Raw genomic sequence first — 14,723 nt, 5'->3', positions numbered from 1 at the left:
AGCGCCTACTCGCCCGAGCAGAACCCGAGTTCGATGGTGGAGTGGACGGGCACGTCGCCCGGCGCGAGGGACTGCGTCGACACGGTCGGCGGCGCGGCGGCGGGGCACGACGGATCTTCCTTGGTCGTCACGGTGAGCTCGACCGCCTCGAGCTCGCGCTTCGCCGCCTCGACGGTGTAGCCGGTGACGTCGTTGATCGTGACCTTGCCCGAGGCGACTTCGATGTTCACGACCGTGCCGACGGGAACGCTCGCCCCCTCTGCCTGATCAGCCGAAATCACGGTGCCGGCAGCGAGGGCGGCGTCGTTGCGCTGCGTCACGGAGCCGAGGGTGAGCCCGGCGTCCTCGAGCGCGGCGGACGCGGCATCCTGTCCGAGACCGGTGAGGGCGGGGACGGTCGCCATCTCCTGCCCGAGCGAGACGTAGACGGTGATGGCCTGCTCGGGGTTGACCGACGCTCCTGCTTCCGGGTCGGTGCCGATGACGATCCCCTCCGCCACGTCGCCGTTCTCGACGTCTTCGCGAATCGCGAGCAACTCGTTGTCGAGGAGCTCCTGATTGGCGCGGTCGTACGTCATCCCGGCCACGTCCGGTACGAGGCGGGCATTGGCCGGCACGTTCTCGGCCGGGTTGATCGAGAGCACCCAGAACAGGATCGAGATGAGCAGCACGGCCAGCACGCCGACGCCGGCCCAGATCCACGCGACCGGCGGACCGGCCTGTGTGCGCTTCATCGTCGTGTCGGTGCTGAGCTGACGGAGCGAGCGCGCGGTCTCGGCGGCCTGCTTCGGGTTCGGCCCGTACAGCTCGCTGGTGAGCGCGCCCACCTGCCGCTTGCTGGGAGACCGGCCGTCGATCGTGGCATCGAGCGCCTCGCGGAAGCTCGCGGCGTCCTGGTAGCGCTGGTACGGATCCTTGGCGAGGGCGCGCAGAGCGACGGCGTCGAGCGACCGCGGCACGGACTCGTTGACCTCCGATGGAGGCAGCGGCGCTTCGCTCACGTGCTGGTAGGCGACGGCGACCGGCGACTCGCCGCGGAACGGCTGGCGACCGGCGAGCAGCTCGTACAGCACGACACCGGCCGAGTACAGGTCGGCCCGCGCATCGACGGGCTCGCCCTTGGCCTGCTCGGGCGAGAAGTACGCGGCCGTGCCGAGGATGGCGGTCGTCTCGGCGACGGTCGACGAGCTGTCCGACACCGCGCGCGCGATGCCGAAGTCCATGACCTTCACCTGGCCGGCGTGGGTGACCATGACATTGCCGGGCTTGATGTCACGGTGGACGACACCGGCGCGGTGGGAGTACTCGAGTGCTTCCAGGATGCCGTCGACGTAGCGCACCGCATCGGTGACGGGAACCGGCCCGGCCGCGATGATGTCCTTCAGCAGTGAGCCCTTGACGAGCTCCATGATGATGTACGGCACGGGGTGGATCGAGCCGTCGGGATAGGTCACGGTGTCTTCGCCCGCGTCGTACACGCGCACGATCGTCGGGTGGGCCATGCGCGACGCGGCCTGCGCCTCGAGGCGGAACCGCGTGCGGAAGGTGTTGTCGCCGGCGAGCTCGCGGTCGAGGATCTTGATCGCGACGGCACGACCGAGCGTCAGGTCGTAACCCCGGTAGACGCTGGCCATGCCACCGCGCCCGATGAGCTCGTCGATGCGATAGCGCCCCGAAAGCACGCGTGGCTCAGCAGTCACAGTCTCTCCCTGCGTGGTCAACAGCCAGACTAGCCGAGCGAAGGGACCGCGCCGTCCGGCGTCGGCCCCTCGCGAGCGTCAGGGCGTGCCGCCGTCGCCGCCCTCGCCGCTGTTGTCGCCGCCGTCGGCGGGCGCCTGGATCGTCGCGCTCGCCTCGGGAGACGCTCCCGACGTGCGCTCTCCCGACGGACCGCCGCTGCACGTGACCGTGTAGGTGACGAGCACATTGCCCGACTGGTCGTTCGGCACGGTGACCTGCGCCGACCGATCGGCCTGGCCGAACGACGATGTGGACTGGCCGTTCGCGAACGTGCCCTTGGTCGCGGTGAGGTTGTACGCGCTCACCGATCCCTCGCCGGGCGGGCAGGTGTACTGCGGCCAGGTGACGTTGATCGTGCCACCCGGCGCGACCTCGGCCGCGTCGAACGCGGGGGCGGACGGCGCCGGCATCGGCGTCTGCGGACCGTAGGCGGTCAGGTTGATCGTCGTGCCCTGCTCGACTCGTCCGGTGGGATTGACGTCGTAGACCAGACCCTGGTCGGCCTCGGTCGGCGCGGCGTTGCCCTCGGCGCAGTTGGCGACGAGGTCGGCACCCTCGACGATGGCGCGCGCGTCGGCACACGTCTTCCCCATCAGCCCGAGCGCGCTCACGTCGACGCGCTCCGCAGTCGGTGTCGGGGTGGGGGTCGGGGTTGTCGGAGTGGCGGAGGGCGTCGTGGCGGAGGGCGTGGTCGGCCCGGGGCCGGGGTCGTCCTGGTTCGCGAAGATCGCCCAGAGCGTTCCGCCGAGCACGAGCAGCAGCAGCACGATCAGCGCGATGAGCGGCCACGTCCACGGGCTGCGCTTCTTCTTGGCGGGCTCTTCTTCGACCTCCACCGCGTCGGCGTCGCCGGCGGGGAGCAGCATGGTCGCCGCCCCGGTGGCTCCACCGGCGGTGAGGACCTGCGTCATGTCGTCGCCGACCGCGGAGCCGGTGGCGATCGCAGGGACGGCTGCGGCGGCGGCCGCGACATCCCCCCGGCGGAGCGCGGTCGCGGCACGCGCGACAGCGGCGGCCGACGCGGGCCGGTCCTCGGGCTTCTTGGCGATCATCGCCATCACGAGGTTCTGCACCGGCACCGCCACCGTGGGCGGCAGCGGCGGCGGCTGCTCGTTGATCTGCGCCATCGCGATGGCGACCTGGGACTCGCCCGTGAACGGACGTTTGCCGGCCAGGCACTCGTACGCCACGATGCCGAGCGAATAGGTGTCGGTGGCGGGGGATGCCGGGTGCCCGGAGGCCTGCTCGGGCGAGAGGTACTGCACCGTGCCCATGACCTGACCGGTCGCGGTGAGCGGCACCTGGTCGGCGATGCGTGCGATGCCGAAGTCGGTGATCTTCACGCGACCGTCGGGAGTGATCAGCAGGTTGCCCGGCTTGATGTCGCGGTGCACGAGCCCGGCCGCGTGGGCCGCCTGGAGCGCGGCCGAGGTCTGGGCGACCACATCGAGCGTCTTGTCGGTAGACAGCGACCCGTCGCGTTCGAGGATCGTCGAGAGCGCTTCGCCCGGAACCAGCTCCATCACGAGGAAGGCGCTGCCGTTCTCCTCGCCGTAGTCGAAGACACTCGCGATGCCCTCGTGGTTCACGAGGGCCGCGTGCCGGGCTTCGGCGCGGAAGCGCTCGAGGAACCCGGGATCGCCCATGTACTCGTCTTTGAGGATCTTGATGGCGACCGTCCGTCCGATGACGTGGTCGGTCGCCTCCCAGACCTCACCCATGCCGCCGATCGCGATCCGCGAATCAAGCTCGTAGCGGCCGCCGAAGGTCACGCCCTGCGTCGGTCTCATCTGCCCAGCACCGCCTCCATGACCTTCTTTGCGATAGGCGCGGCGATGGTGTTGCCGCTCCCTGCCTGACCTTGCCCGCCGCCGTCTTCGACGACGACCGCCACGGCGACCTGCGGGCTCTCCGCGGGCGCGAACCCGGTGAACCACAGCGTGTATGGATCGTCCGGGCCGTTCTCCGAGGTACCGGTCTTACCGGCCACGTCGACGCCCTCTATTCTTGCACCCGACGCCGCGCCATCACTGACATTGGCGACCATCATCGCAACCAGCTCCTCGGCGATGCCGTCGTCCAGCGCCCGGCCGTACTCCGAGCTCTCGTACGTCTGCTGCACCGACAGGTCGGGACCGATCACGCGGTCGACCATGCGCGGATTCATCACGAGTCCGCCGTTGGCGATGCCGGCCGAGACCATGGCGATCTGCAGCGGCGTCGCCGTGACCTGACCCTGACCGAAGCCGGTCAGAGCCGTCTGCGCGTCGTCGAGGGCGCGCGGGTAGCTCGACGGCGTCGACACGAGGGGCAGTTCGAACGAGAAGTTGAAGCCGTACTTCTCGGCCTCCTCGCGGATCGCGGTGTCGCCGAGTTCGACGGCGAGCTCCGCGAACGGGATGTTGCAGCTGAGGCGCAGCGCGTCGGCGAGGGTCACCGTCGCTCCCGGGCCGCACGTGCCGCCGCTCGCGTTGTGCACCACGCTGCTCGACTGCGGCAGCTGGTACGTCGCGGGATTCGGGAAGGTCGACTCGGGGGTGTAGTCCCCCGATGCCAGCGCGGCCGACGCGACGACGAGCTTGAACGTCGACCCGGGCGGGTTCAGATCGCCGCCGATCGCGCGGTTCGACAGCGGCTTGCCGGGGTCGGCCACGAGCGCGTCGTAGGTCGCGTTGACCTCGGTCGTGTTGTGCGCGGCGAGCAGGTTCGTGTCGAAGCTGGGGCTCGTCACCATCGCGAGCACGCGTCCGGTGGACGGCTCGATCGCGAGGATGCCGCCCTCGAGGTCGCCCAGCGCCTCGTATGCGGCGCGCTGCACGGCCGCGTCGAGCGAGAGCACGACGTTGGATCCGCGCGGCGGCTGGCCGGTGAAGATCCGCTCGATCCGCGACAGGAACTGCGAGCCCGCGGTGCCGCTCAGATACGAGTTCATCGCTTGCTCGATGCCGGTGGACGAGCCGAGCGCCGGGTTGATGTAGCCCGTGACGGGTGCCCACATGTCGGCGTCGGTGTACACGCGCTGCCAGCTGTAGACGTCGTCCGACGCGACCGACGACGCGATCGCGGCGCCGCTGGCGATGATCGAGCCGCGCTGCACCTCGAACGAGTCGTACAGCGCGCGCGTGTTGCGGGGATTCTGCGCGAGCTCCTCCGCGTTGACGACCTGGATCCAGCTGGTGGAGCCGAACAGCGCGAGGAACATGATCAGCATCAGGATGCTGAGACGGCGGAGTTCTTTGGTCATGTCACCCGATCACCACCCGGGGGCGGCTGCGGACGGCATCCGAGATGCGCAGCAGCAGCGCGACGATGATCCAGTTCGCCACGAGCGACGAACCGCCGGCCGCGAGGAACGGCGTCGTCAGACCGGTGAGCGGGATGACGCGGGTCACGCCGCCGACCATGATGAACACCTGCAGGGCGATCGTGAAGGACAGGCCCGTCGCGAGCAGCTTGCCGAAGTCGTCCTGCCCGGCGAGTCCGATGCGGATGCCGCGGCTCGTGAAGACCATGTAGAGGCACAGGATCGCGAAAACGCCGACGAGCCCGAGCTCCTCGCCGAGCGCCGGGAGGATGTAGTCGCTCTCGGCGACGGGCGTGAGGTACGGACGCCCCTGGCCGAGACCGGTGCCGATCAGGCCGCCCTGGGCAAGGCCGAAGATGCCCTGCACGAGCTGATAGCTGCCCCCGTTCGCGTCGATGACCTCGGGGTTGAAGGCATCCAGCCAGTTCGTGAATCGCCCGTTCACGTAGGACAGCACCTGCGACGCGAGCAGTGCGCCCGCGGCGGCCAGGGCCACACCGATGAGCACCCAGCTGGTCTTGCCGGTGGCGACGTAGAGCATCGCGACGAACATGCCGAAGATCAGCAGGCCCGTGCCGAGATCGCGCTGCATCACGATGATGCCGAGCGAGATCAGCCAGATCACGAGAAGGGGACCGAGTTCACGCGCCCGTGGCCACGTCACGCCGAGGAACCGCGTGCCGACCGACGTCAGGCTCTCGCGCGTGCGCACGAGGTAGCCCGCGAAGAAGATCGCGAGGGCGATCTTGGCGAGCTCGCCCGGCTGGAACGAGAAGAAGCCGAGCGAGACCCACACGTCGGCGTTCGCGTCGGTGCCGAGGCCCGGGATGATCGGCAGGATCAGCAGGCCGATGCCGACGAAGCCGAAGATGTACGTGTAGCGGAACAGCACGCGGTAATTGCGCAGCAGCAGCACCACGAGCACGGCGCCGATGAGGGCGATCGCTGCCCACGCGAGCTGACGGGTCGAGAACGCCTCCCAGCCGTGGCGGTCGCGTGCGATGTCGATGCGGTAGATCATCGCGAGGCCGAGGCCGGTCAGGAGGGTCGCGATCGGCACGACGAAGGGGTCGGCGTCGCGTGCGCGCAGGCGCAGCACGATGTGCAGCGCGACGACGAGCGCGGTCAGCCCGCCGCAGTAGACGAGGAAGGTCCAGTCGATTGCGTCGGTGGCGCCCAGCTGCACGAGCGCGACCGCGGATCCGTTGATCGCGAAGGCGAACACCAGCAGCGCGAGCTCGCGGTTGCGCTGCGTCTGCGGCACGCGGATGCGCCGCAGGGCTCGCACGACCGCGGTGTCGGTGGAGACCGCCTCGGTTGCGGTGGTCGGGCCGCTCATCCGCCTCCTCCCGCGGTTTCGCTGATGGACTGCACGATACGACGCGCGTCTGAGAGGGAACTCGCCGAGATGGTCTGCTCGACGGTCGCCCGCGCGAACTCCGACAGCGAGTCGAGCGGGATCTGCGTGTCTTCGTACGCCGTCGAGAGCGAGATCGGTCCGATGCCCTGCTGCACGCCCTGGAAGATCACGACGGTGTCTTCGTCGGCGCCGACGTAGTAGCGGGTCTGGGTCCACTGGTAGCCGATCCACAGTGCGCCCGCGAGGATCGCGAGCACGAGCAGCACACCGACGAACCAGCCGATCCGGCGCCGGCGCACGCGGCGGCGGTCCTCTTCGATGAGCTCCTCGAGGAACTCGGCCGCGGGCTCGAAGTGCGTCGGCTCGTTCGCGGCCTGACGGTTCGGGTGCAGCCAGCTCGTGCGCCCGGGGCGCGCCGCGGGCACCTCGACTCCGACCGGGTTCGACGCGGAGCCGACGACCGTGGGGGTGCCGGAGAAGAGCGGATGCTGTCCCCCGACGTCGACGATGACGATCGTGACGTTGTCGGGCGCGCCGCCGTCGAGCGCCTGCTTCAGCAGGTTGTCGGCGGTGCGGCCGGGGGCCAACCCCATGGCGAGGGCCTTCGACGTGTGCGAATCGTCGACGACGCCCGAGAGTCCGTCGGAGCAGAGCAGCCAGCGATCGCCCGGCTGCGTCGGCATGATGAAGGTGTCGAGCTCGGGATCAGGGTCCATGTCGCCGAGCACGCGCATGAGCACGGAGCGACGGGGGTGGTAGCGGGCTTCTTCGGGTGTGATGCGTCCCGAGTCGACGAGCCGCTGCACGAAGGTGTGGTCCGTCGTGATCTGGGTGAGCGCGCCATCGCGGAAGAGGTAGATGCGGGAGTCGCCGATGTGGGCGATGACGGCGTAGTCGTCGACCATCACGAGCGCGCTGACGGTCGTGCCCATGCCGGCCAGTTCCGGGCGGTCGTGCACGGTGTCGATCAGCTGAGTTGCGGTGTCCCCGATCGCATCGCGCAGTTCGCGCTCGGCCTCGGCCGTCGATCCGTAGGGCCGGTCGAGGGTCTGGAGGCGGGCGATCGCGAGGCTCGACGCGACGTCGCCGCCGGCGTGGCCGCCCATGCCGTCGGCCACCACGAACAGGTTCGAGCCGGCGTACCCGGAGTCCTGGTTGTTGGAGCGCACCTTGCCGGTGTGCGAGATGGCGGCGCTCGAGCCCTGGAAGACCATAGGTGGTGGTGCCCGCCGCTACTTCCGGAGCTCGAAGGTCGTCGCGCCCACCTTGATCGGCGCGCCGATGGTGACGGGCGCGGGGGCGGTGACGCGGGTGCCGTCGTGCCAGGTGCCGTTGGTCGAGTCGAGGTCCTGGATCATCCACTGGTCGCCCCACAGCACGAGGCGTGCGTGGTGGCTGGAGGTGTAGTCGTCGCGGATGACGAGGGCCGACTCGCTCGAGCGGCCGATCGTCAGCGGCTCATTGCCGAGGGGCAGTTCGATGCCGGCCTTCGGCCCGCTGGTGATGACGATGCGCGAGACCGAGCCGGCCGTGGCCGGCCCGCCCTTGGGGCCGGCGGGTGGTGCTGCGGCCTTGGCCACCGGCGCGGTGGCTCCGGCGGTCCGCCCGGCTGCGGCAGGTGCCGGGGCGCCCGCGGGGGCGGCCTCGGGCATCTTGCGCACCTTCACGCCGAACAGGTCGGCGCGCAGCGAGTAGATCACGGCGAAGACGAAGGCCCACAGCAGCACGAGGAAGCCGATGCGCAACAGGAGGAGGGTCAGTTCGCTCACGACAGCGGCCCTCCGTCGCGCAGGTCGTAGGCGCGTGTGGCGTCCTCGGCCGTCATCGTCGGCTTGGGCGGGGGTGCCGCCTGGGCGACGACATGGAAGACGATGTCGGTGCGGCCGATGGTGACGGTCGAGTCCGGCGGCAGCGCGGCCTCGCCCACCTTGCGGCCGTCGAGCAGCGTGCCGTTGGTCGACTTGAGGTCGCGGACCATCGCGCGCTCGCCGTCCCACAGGATCTCGACGTGCTTGCGGCTGGTGCCGGCGTCGGCGACGGTGATGTCGGCGTCGCTCCCGCGGCCGATCACGGTGCGGCCCTTGACGAGCGGATGCCGCTTCCCTGCGATGTCGACGACGCCGCGCCACGACACCCGGCCGCCCTGCGCGGTCGACGACTCGACCCGGAGCGTGCCCGTGGCGATCTGGTCGTCACGCTGCAGCGCGATCGAGACGGGACCCGCGAACGAGTATCCCTGCGATTTCGCGTGCTTGTGCACGAGGGTGTCGAGCTCGTGCTGCAGCGCGCCGCCGAGCGCGCCCATCTTCTCGTCGTCGGCGGGCGACAGGTGCACCGTGAAGGTGTTGGGCGCGAGGATGCGGTCGCGGCTCACGACGGCAGCCTTCTTGTCGAGCTCGCTCCGCAGTGCGGAGGCGATCTCGACAGGCTGGATGCCGCTGCGGAAGGTCTTCGCGAACGCGCTGTTCACTGCGCGCTCGAGACCTTTCTCGAAGCTGTCAAGTAGTCCCACGGGGCTCCTCGGACGGGGGGTGCCGGTTGGTACATGCTAGTTGCACAGCCTGGGATGCCCGCGACCGCCTCCCGGGAAGCCCGGTTCGGGCGGGCGCGCGGTGCGTGATATCCTCGGGAAGTTGAGTTTCGCGGTGTCCTCGGATGCCGCGGCTCGCGCGAGTGGCGGAATAGGCAGACGCGCTGGCTTCAGGTGCCAGTGCCCGAAAGGGCGTGGGGGTTCAACTCCCCCCTCGCGCACAGCGAAGATACGCGAAGAGCCGGTCGGAGGCGAAGACCTCCGACCGGCTCTTTCGTTCTCTCTGCGGGGATCCGCTCGGGTGCGTCAGTCCCCGGCGACCACACGGAGTCCCGTCGCCGCTGCGGCGTCCTCGAGGGATCCGAGGGGCGTGAGGTCCGTGAACCCGGCGTCCTCGAGCAGGTCGATGGCCTGGCCCGCGCGATTGCCGGAGCGGCAGTAGACGAGGTACTCGGCGTTCGGGTCGAGTGTGGGGATCGCCGCCTGCAGGTCGCCGCCGGTCACGTCGAGGAGGAGCGCATCCTTGAGGTGCCCGGACGCATGCTCAGCGGGAGTGCGGACATCGATGACCACGGCGTCGGGACTCAGGCTGGGCGCCGGCGCGGCGCCGGCGGCACAGGACGTGAGTGCGGCGACGGTGACGAGCGCGGACAGGGCGGTGAGGGCGACGCGTCGCAGGGGCGGCCGGCCGGGTCGAAGGCGCGTCATCGGGCGCAGGTGCAGCGGTCGGCTTCGGGAATGCCCGTGAGGGCCTCGTCGATGTGCTGGCCGCAGCCGGCCCAGGTGGGCTTGCCGCACGAGGAGCAGGTGATCTGTGCGCACATGTGAATTGCCTCCGGTCAGTTCTCGGTTTCGGCGATCTGCCGACGGATGTCGTCCATGTCCAGCTCCCGCGCCTTCTCGATCAGCAGCTCGAGCTGCGCCGCGGGCAGCGCCCCGGGCTCTTTGTAGACGAGCACGCCGTCGCGGACCACCATCAGGGTGGGGATGGACGTGATGCGGTGGGCGGCGGCGAGTTCGCGCTGCGCCTCGGTGTCGACCTTCGCGAAGGCGATGTCGGGGTGTCGGTCGGACGCGGCTTCGTAGACCGCCGCGAACGCGCGGCAGGGGCCGCACCACTCCGCCCAGAAGTCGACGAGCACGATGCCGTCGCCTCGGGTTGCGGCGCCGAATGTCTCGATCGTCAGATTCATCGTCGTCATGGGTCACCGCCCGAAGAGGCGCGCGAAGAATCCGCGGCGCTCGGATTGTGCGGCGTGAACCTCTTGGCGAGTGTGGCTGCCGTTGCACCACTCCGACGCGGGCACGCTCTTGCGCACCGTGGCGACGTGCTGACCGCAACCTGCCCACGTCGTCTTCCCGCACGTGCGACACGTCGTCGCTCGACACATGGTCTCTCCTGTCCTTATACCCCCTCCAGTATCGAAGGGCTGGCCCAATAATACCCATGGGGGTATGCTGGATGTCAATTCGAAGGAGTTCTCCATGGATGATGCAGCCGCGCTCGACGCACTCGGTCACGACCCTGAGGCGAAGCGAAAGGTCGTCAACCGGCTGAAGCGAGCCCACGGGCAGCTGGCTGCCGTGATCAACGCCGTCGAGAACGACGCGCACTGCCGCGACGTGGTGCAGCAGCTCGCCGCCGTCTCGAAGGCCCTCGACCGGGCCGGCTTCCTCGTGATCTCCACCGCCCTGCGCGAGTGCCTGACCGACCCCGACGGGGCGGAGGCCACTCAGCCCGAGGAGCTCGAGAAGCTCTTCCTGTCTCTCGCGTGATCGACCGCGTCCGTCGGGGCGCCGCGCCGCCTTCGGACCGCCGTCGCTATTCCAGCGTCGGCACGAGGGTGAAGACGATCTCCTCGACCTCGCGTCCGAGCCCGGGTGCGTAGTCGACGTTGCGCGACACCTCGGTGAAGCCGAGCCGTGTGAGCACGGTGATCGACCCGACGTTGTGGGCCGCGGCGCGCGCGAAGAGCGGACGAGCCGGCTCGCGCGACACGAGCTGACGCATCGCCGCCGTCGCGATGCCGCGGCCGCGGGCATGCGGTGCGATCCAGAAGCTGACCTCGCGGTCGCCGTCGATCGTGAAGGCGGCGGCGGTGCCGGCGAAGCCGCCGTTCTCGGTCACGACCTGCAGCAGGACGTCGGGGTTCGAGCGCTGGCGGCCGATCCACGCGTCGAACGCCGGACGATCGTCGGGGTCGGAGGCGGTGAAGGCCGCCATGGCGATCCCCTCGGGATCGCGCATCATCTCGAACACGGCATCGAGGTCGTCATCGTCGAGGTCCCGCAGCTCGATGTGGCTCACACGACCACCGTAGCGAGCGCCGCCGACTCAGGTCAGGCCGTGGAGTTCTCGCAGCAGCGACTCGGCCCTGTCGCCGTCGCGCCGGGCGAGGGCATCCCGGAACTCCTCGTATGACGAGGACCGGCCGAGAGGACACTCGATGGTCGGTCGCCATGTCGCGATGTTCCGCCGGATGGCCAGCTCGGCCTCGCGCATGAACAGCAGGATCGCGACGTTGCCGGTGGCGCGTGTGAGTGCGGCGAAGAAGACATGGCTCGTGCGCATGAGCTCGGCATAGTCGTCGGCACGGGATGCCTCGATCACGGCGTTGAGCTCGGCGACGACGCCGTCGAGCACGTCGTCGGACGCGTGGACGATCGCCATGCGGGCGGCGTTGCACATGAGATAGGCCACGAACTCGAGGGTGTCCGCCTGCGCCTTGCTGTTGGGGGTGGAGACCCGCGTATAGCGGTGGGGCGAGACCTCGACGAGTCCGACCCGCTCGAGGCGCTGCAGCGCCTCGCGCACCGGGGTGCGCGACACCCCCAGCCACTCCGCCAGATCGTGGTCGCGCAGGCGCTCGCCGGGCGCGAGGCTGCCGTCGAGGATCGCCTCGCCCAGGCGCGCGTAGACCTCGTCACCGAGAACGGTGCCGCGGGGAACGAGAGGGGCGAGGGGCACGGACATGCTGGCGACCAGTGTACGACGCCCGGATTCAGGTGCATGGACTCTCCCTGACCTCCGCGGAGGCTCGCTCACCTGTGCGGGAACGCCCCTCGAGACCTGGTGCGGACCGCCGTTTCGACCTCGCCGTTCAGCCGATATATCGGTACGATGTGGGGGTCACGCTTCTGCGTGGCCTATCCGGGGGGATCCGTCGACGCCCGGGCTTCGAGCACTGCTCAGCCCGGGCGTCCGATGGGAGTCGCGGGCTTCCGTGCGCGCACTCTGCAACATTTCTGTCACGCCCGCGAAAACCCCTAGCGCACACGCCCCCTTACACCATTACGTTGGAGGGGACTCGTCGCATCAGCGCGGGCACCATCAAGGAACGGCAAGTAATGAGCACGCAGGGCACCGTCAAGTGGTTCAACTCGGAGAAGGGCTTCGGCTTCATCGCTCCCGATGAGGGTGGCGCAGACGTCTTCGCGCACTACACCGCCATCGCGGCGAGCGGATACCGCTCCCTCGAGGAGAACCAGCGGGTCGAGTTCGAGATCGCCCAGGGCCCCAAGGGCCTGCAGGCGGAGAACATCCGCCCCATCTGATCCTCCCGGACCCTCGGGTCCGGCTTCCACGGAGCTGCGCCGCGGCACTCCCCGCCGTCTCGGACGGTGAGCGGATGCCCCGGCCCAGTCACGCGCCCGGCCATCGCCGGGCGCTTTCCTTTTCCGCTGAGTCACTCGCGGTCGCCGCGCACCAGTTCCATCCCCGCACCCGCGAACTGACGCAGCGTCGCGTCGGGGAGGAACGCGCGGGTCAGTCCCGCGCCGATGCGCGTGAGGTCGGCTTCGTCGCGGAAGAGCAGATACATGGTCTCGTAGCGCGGGTGGAACTTGCTCTTGAAGCGGTGCAGCGACTGGAAGCCGTAGACGGGCTCGAGCGAGTCCGCCAGCCAGTCCGAGAGCGAGGCGATGGCGCCGGCGTCCGGTGGATAGTCGTGCGCCAGCGGCGCACCCGACAGCGACATGATCTCGGCGCCCTCCTCGGAGAACTGGCGAGCGGACGATCCGATGAGGAACTCCATCACCGGCCCGAACCCGCCGTCGCGCCGGCGCATGAGGTCGAGCGTCCACCCGCGCACCGTACCGTCGCCGCCGTAGACGGGCAGCCACGACAGGAAGCCGTCGACATCGCCCTGCGGAGAGATGGCCAGCGCGAGCCGCACCTCGGGGTCCTCGGCCTGGTCGAGCGTGCCGAGCGTGAACCCCATCTCGGGCAGGCCCTTGTCACCCACCCACATCTCCGAGATCGCACGCAGCTGCTGGCGGATGCCCCACGGTTCGTCGGCGAGCCGCGTCAGGCGGAACGTCATCCCCTCGCGTCCCGCCCGGTTGAGCGAGGTGCGCACCGCGCTCCACTGCTTGCCGGTGAACTCGAGGCCGGGAAGGTCGACGATCGTGTCGTCGGCGACCACGATGCCGCGCCATCCGGCGGGCACGGCTGCGCGCGTCGCCTCGCCCGCACTGAAGAAGCACGGCACGAGGCCCGCGTGCTCGGCAGCGCGGATGAACTCGGCGACGGACGCGTTTCGGGATGCCTCGGCCCCGAGCGGGTCGGCCAGCACGATCGCCACTCCGGCCCGCCGCTGGTAGGCGATGATGCCGCCGGACTCGGTGCGGGCGTAGCTGTTGCCGTCCCACGTGGTCATCCACGACAGGGTGCCGCCCCCGTGCGCCCGGAGCGCGTCCTTGACCTCGTCGATGGTGGGCCCGGGCTGCACGCCGAGTGTGCTCTTGCGCCGGGCGCGGAACGCGCGCCGCACCCAGGCGAGGTACACGAGCAGCAGGAGCCACATCGCCGACTGCGCGAGCGCGACGTTGAAGTCGCCGATCTGGTCATCGAGGCGCTCCGGCCCCAGCACGGCAGCGAGCACGATGATGAGCGCACCGGTGAGCACGTTGACCACGGCGAGCACGATCGTCCAGATCCACGCCCAGCGCCGCCCGCGGCGCAGGCCGTTGGCGAGGATCGCGATGACCACCACGTCGAGGGCGATGTCGAGGAATGAGCCGCCGGCAGCCTGGGTGTGGCCGAACGGGCCGTCGGTCGGCACGAGCAGGGTGAGCACCTCCACCGCCAGGATCACCAGCACAGCCACGAACGCGATGAGCCGCTGCTCGCGGACCGTGGTGCGCTGGATGCGCAGCGATCGGTCGACGAACAGCACCAGCAGCACGGCGAACGCGTGCTCGAGGTCGGCCAGCGAGCCCCAGAAGAACAGCGTCACGAACGAGAAGCCGAGCACGACCAGCCACGCCCGGACCCGCCACGGCGAGACCAGCAGGCCGGCGGCCGCCGCGATCCCCGCGAGTGTGCCACCCGAGGGCCCGACGTCGAGCACCGTCGCCTCCATCTGCGCCCACGGCCACGGCAGGGCCGACGCGAGCCACAGGAACAGTGCGCTGGCGAAGATCGCGAAGAGCTGGCCGATGCCGAAGTAGCCGAATGCGGCGAGCGAGCCGCGGCGGTGCTCGAGGTACGCGAGGCCGGCGAAGCTGGGGATCACGAAGGCGTAGACGATCGGGTGGTTCACGAAGAACGTGCCGGTGACGGGCGTCCACCATCGTCCTTCGAGGAGTGCCGGCAGACCGTAGGCGACGGTGTCGAAGAGCGGATCGTCCGCGAACGGGCGCCACAGGCCGCCCCACACGATCCCCACCAGCAGCACGATGGCGATGAGCGACAGCGTGACGGGGATCCGTGCGAGCACGGCGAGGACAGGACGGCTCGATCGCGACTCGGCGTCGGTCATGCCCTCACGATAGCGAGGGGGTCCGGA

Annotated in this window: 15 protein-coding genes and 1 tRNA gene; 3 read left to right on the top strand and 13 right to left on the bottom strand. The window is 69.8% G+C overall.

Going from position 1 to position 14,723, the window contains the following annotated elements; all coding sequences use genetic code 11:
* Positions 1–5: 5 nt before the first annotated feature.
* From pknB to ACFC1W_RS05680, 7 genes are all read right to left on the bottom strand, one after another.
* Positions 6–1,700, bottom strand: a complete 1,695-nt coding sequence (gene pknB, locus ACFC1W_RS05710; RefSeq protein WP_375989690.1) for a Stk1 family PASTA domain-containing Ser/Thr kinase — start codon at positions 1,698–1,700, stop codon at positions 6–8.
* Positions 1,701–1,778: 78 nt separating this feature from the next.
* On the bottom strand, positions 1,779–3,530 hold the full coding sequence (locus tag ACFC1W_RS05705; protein WP_375989687.1) for a serine/threonine protein kinase: 1,752 nt from the start codon (positions 3,528–3,530) through the stop codon (positions 1,779–1,781).
* Positions 3,527–4,984, bottom strand: a complete 1,458-nt coding sequence (locus ACFC1W_RS05700) for a peptidoglycan D,D-transpeptidase FtsI family protein (protein ID WP_375989684.1) — start codon at positions 4,982–4,984, stop codon at positions 3,527–3,529. Before ACFC1W_RS05700 ends, ACFC1W_RS05705 begins: the two co-directional genes overlap by 4 nt.
* Position 4,985: 1 nt before the next feature.
* Positions 4,986–6,383 (bottom strand): FtsW/RodA/SpoVE family cell cycle protein, encoded by a 1,398-nt coding sequence (locus tag ACFC1W_RS05695; RefSeq protein ID WP_241111555.1) that lies wholly within the window; start codon positions 6,381–6,383, stop codon positions 4,986–4,988.
* Positions 6,380–7,618: a PP2C family protein-serine/threonine phosphatase gene (locus ACFC1W_RS05690; RefSeq protein ID WP_375989680.1), complete on the bottom strand. Its 1,239-nt coding sequence runs from the start codon at positions 7,616–7,618 to the stop codon at positions 6,380–6,382. Before ACFC1W_RS05690 ends, ACFC1W_RS05695 begins: the two co-directional genes overlap by 4 nt.
* 18 nt (positions 7,619–7,636) lie before the next feature.
* Positions 7,637–8,173, bottom strand: a complete 537-nt coding sequence (locus tag ACFC1W_RS05685; protein ID WP_375989677.1) for an FHA domain-containing protein — start codon at positions 8,171–8,173, stop codon at positions 7,637–7,639.
* Positions 8,170–8,916, bottom strand: a complete 747-nt coding sequence (locus tag ACFC1W_RS05680; protein WP_375989674.1) for an FhaA domain-containing protein — start codon at positions 8,914–8,916, stop codon at positions 8,170–8,172. Before ACFC1W_RS05680 ends, ACFC1W_RS05685 begins: the two co-directional genes overlap by 4 nt.
* 155 nt (positions 8,917–9,071) lie before the next feature.
* On the opposite strand from ACFC1W_RS05680, the gene ACFC1W_RS05675 reads away from it, so the two are divergent.
* Positions 9,072–9,155, top strand: a tRNA-Leu gene (locus tag ACFC1W_RS05675).
* Between the two features lie 85 nt (positions 9,156–9,240).
* On the opposite strand, the gene ACFC1W_RS05670 is transcribed toward ACFC1W_RS05675, so the two are convergent.
* The 3 genes from ACFC1W_RS05670 to ACFC1W_RS05660 form a co-directional block, all read right to left on the bottom strand.
* Positions 9,241–9,642: a rhodanese-like domain-containing protein gene (locus tag ACFC1W_RS05670; RefSeq protein ID WP_375989671.1), complete on the bottom strand. Its 402-nt coding sequence runs from the start codon at positions 9,640–9,642 to the stop codon at positions 9,241–9,243.
* Positions 9,643–9,773: 131 nt separating this feature from the next.
* Complete coding sequence (locus tag ACFC1W_RS05665; RefSeq protein WP_375989669.1) at positions 9,774–10,136, bottom strand: thioredoxin family protein; 363 nt, start codon at positions 10,134–10,136, stop codon at positions 9,774–9,776.
* 3 nt (positions 10,137–10,139) lie between these two features.
* Positions 10,140–10,325: a hypothetical protein gene (locus tag ACFC1W_RS05660; RefSeq protein ID WP_375989666.1), complete on the bottom strand. Its 186-nt coding sequence runs from the start codon at positions 10,323–10,325 to the stop codon at positions 10,140–10,142.
* A gap of 94 nt (positions 10,326–10,419) precedes the next feature.
* Here ACFC1W_RS05660 and ACFC1W_RS05655 point away from each other — a divergent pair, with 94 nt between their 5' ends.
* Entirely contained in the window at positions 10,420–10,710 is a 291-nt protein-coding gene (locus tag ACFC1W_RS05655) for a metal-sensitive transcriptional regulator (RefSeq protein ID WP_241111622.1), read from the top strand.
* Between the two features lie 46 nt (positions 10,711–10,756).
* On the opposite strand, the gene ACFC1W_RS05650 is transcribed toward ACFC1W_RS05655, so the two are convergent.
* Together ACFC1W_RS05650 and ACFC1W_RS05645 are read right to left on the bottom strand one after the other, a co-directional pair.
* Positions 10,757–11,242 (bottom strand): GNAT family N-acetyltransferase, encoded by a 486-nt coding sequence (locus ACFC1W_RS05650; protein WP_375989663.1) that lies wholly within the window; start codon positions 11,240–11,242, stop codon positions 10,757–10,759.
* A 27-nt stretch (positions 11,243–11,269) separates the two neighbouring features.
* Positions 11,270–11,908, bottom strand: a complete 639-nt coding sequence (locus tag ACFC1W_RS05645) for a GntR family transcriptional regulator (protein ID WP_375989659.1) — start codon at positions 11,906–11,908, stop codon at positions 11,270–11,272.
* 374 nt (positions 11,909–12,282) lie between these two features.
* On the opposite strand from ACFC1W_RS05645, the gene ACFC1W_RS05640 reads away from it, so the two are divergent.
* The gene (locus ACFC1W_RS05640; protein ID WP_191765018.1) at positions 12,283–12,489 is read left to right on the top strand and encodes a cold-shock protein; all 207 of its coding nucleotides are present in this window, start codon (positions 12,283–12,285) and stop codon (positions 12,487–12,489) included.
* Between the two features lie 131 nt (positions 12,490–12,620).
* On the opposite strand, the gene ACFC1W_RS05635 is transcribed toward ACFC1W_RS05640, so the two are convergent.
* Positions 12,621–14,696 carry a bifunctional lysylphosphatidylglycerol flippase/synthetase MprF gene (locus ACFC1W_RS05635; protein WP_375989656.1) on the bottom strand — a complete coding sequence of 692 codons (2,076 nt, stop codon included), beginning with the start codon at positions 14,694–14,696 and terminating at the stop codon, positions 12,621–12,623.
* Between the last annotated feature and the right edge of the window lie 27 nt (positions 14,697–14,723).

This window comes from Microbacterium sp. NPDC056003 (assembly GCF_042274785.1).
Taxonomy (GTDB): domain Bacteria; phylum Actinomycetota; class Actinomycetes; order Actinomycetales; family Microbacteriaceae; genus Microbacterium.
This window is presented reverse-complemented; position numbering and strand designations above follow the sequence as displayed.

Bases quoted from the DNA above. Each gene is read 5' to 3' on its own strand.
- ACFC1W_RS05660 (WP_375989666.1), bottom strand. From the start codon at position 10,325: ATGTGTCGAGCGACGACGTGTCGCACGTGCGGGAAGACGACGTGGGCA.
- ACFC1W_RS05690 (WP_375989680.1), bottom strand. From the start codon at position 7,618: ATGGTCTTCCAGGGCTCGAGCGCCGCCATCTCGCACACCGGCAAGGTG.
- ACFC1W_RS05645 (WP_375989659.1), bottom strand. From the start codon at position 11,908: ATGTCCGTGCCCCTCGCCCCTCTCGTTCCCCGCGGCACCGTTCTCGGT.
- ACFC1W_RS05700 (WP_375989684.1), bottom strand. From the start codon at position 4,984: ATGACCAAAGAACTCCGCCGTCTCAGCATCCTGATGCTGATCATGTTC.
- ACFC1W_RS05665 (WP_375989669.1), bottom strand. From the start codon at position 10,136: ATGACGACGATGAATCTGACGATCGAGACATTCGGCGCCGCAACCCGA.
- ACFC1W_RS05640 (WP_191765018.1), top strand. From the start codon at position 12,283: ATGAGCACGCAGGGCACCGTCAAGTGGTTCAACTCGGAGAAGGGCTTC.
- ACFC1W_RS05635 (WP_375989656.1), bottom strand. From the start codon at position 14,696: ATGACCGACGCCGAGTCGCGATCGAGCCGTCCTGTCCTCGCCGTGCTC.
- ACFC1W_RS05670 (WP_375989671.1), bottom strand. From the start codon at position 9,642: ATGACGCGCCTTCGACCCGGCCGGCCGCCCCTGCGACGCGTCGCCCTC.
- ACFC1W_RS05705 (WP_375989687.1), bottom strand. From the start codon at position 3,530: ATGAGACCGACGCAGGGCGTGACCTTCGGCGGCCGCTACGAGCTTGAT.
- ACFC1W_RS05655 (WP_241111622.1), top strand. From the start codon at position 10,420: ATGGATGATGCAGCCGCGCTCGACGCACTCGGTCACGACCCTGAGGCG.
- ACFC1W_RS05695 (WP_241111555.1), bottom strand. From the start codon at position 6,383: ATGAGCGGCCCGACCACCGCAACCGAGGCGGTCTCCACCGACACCGCG.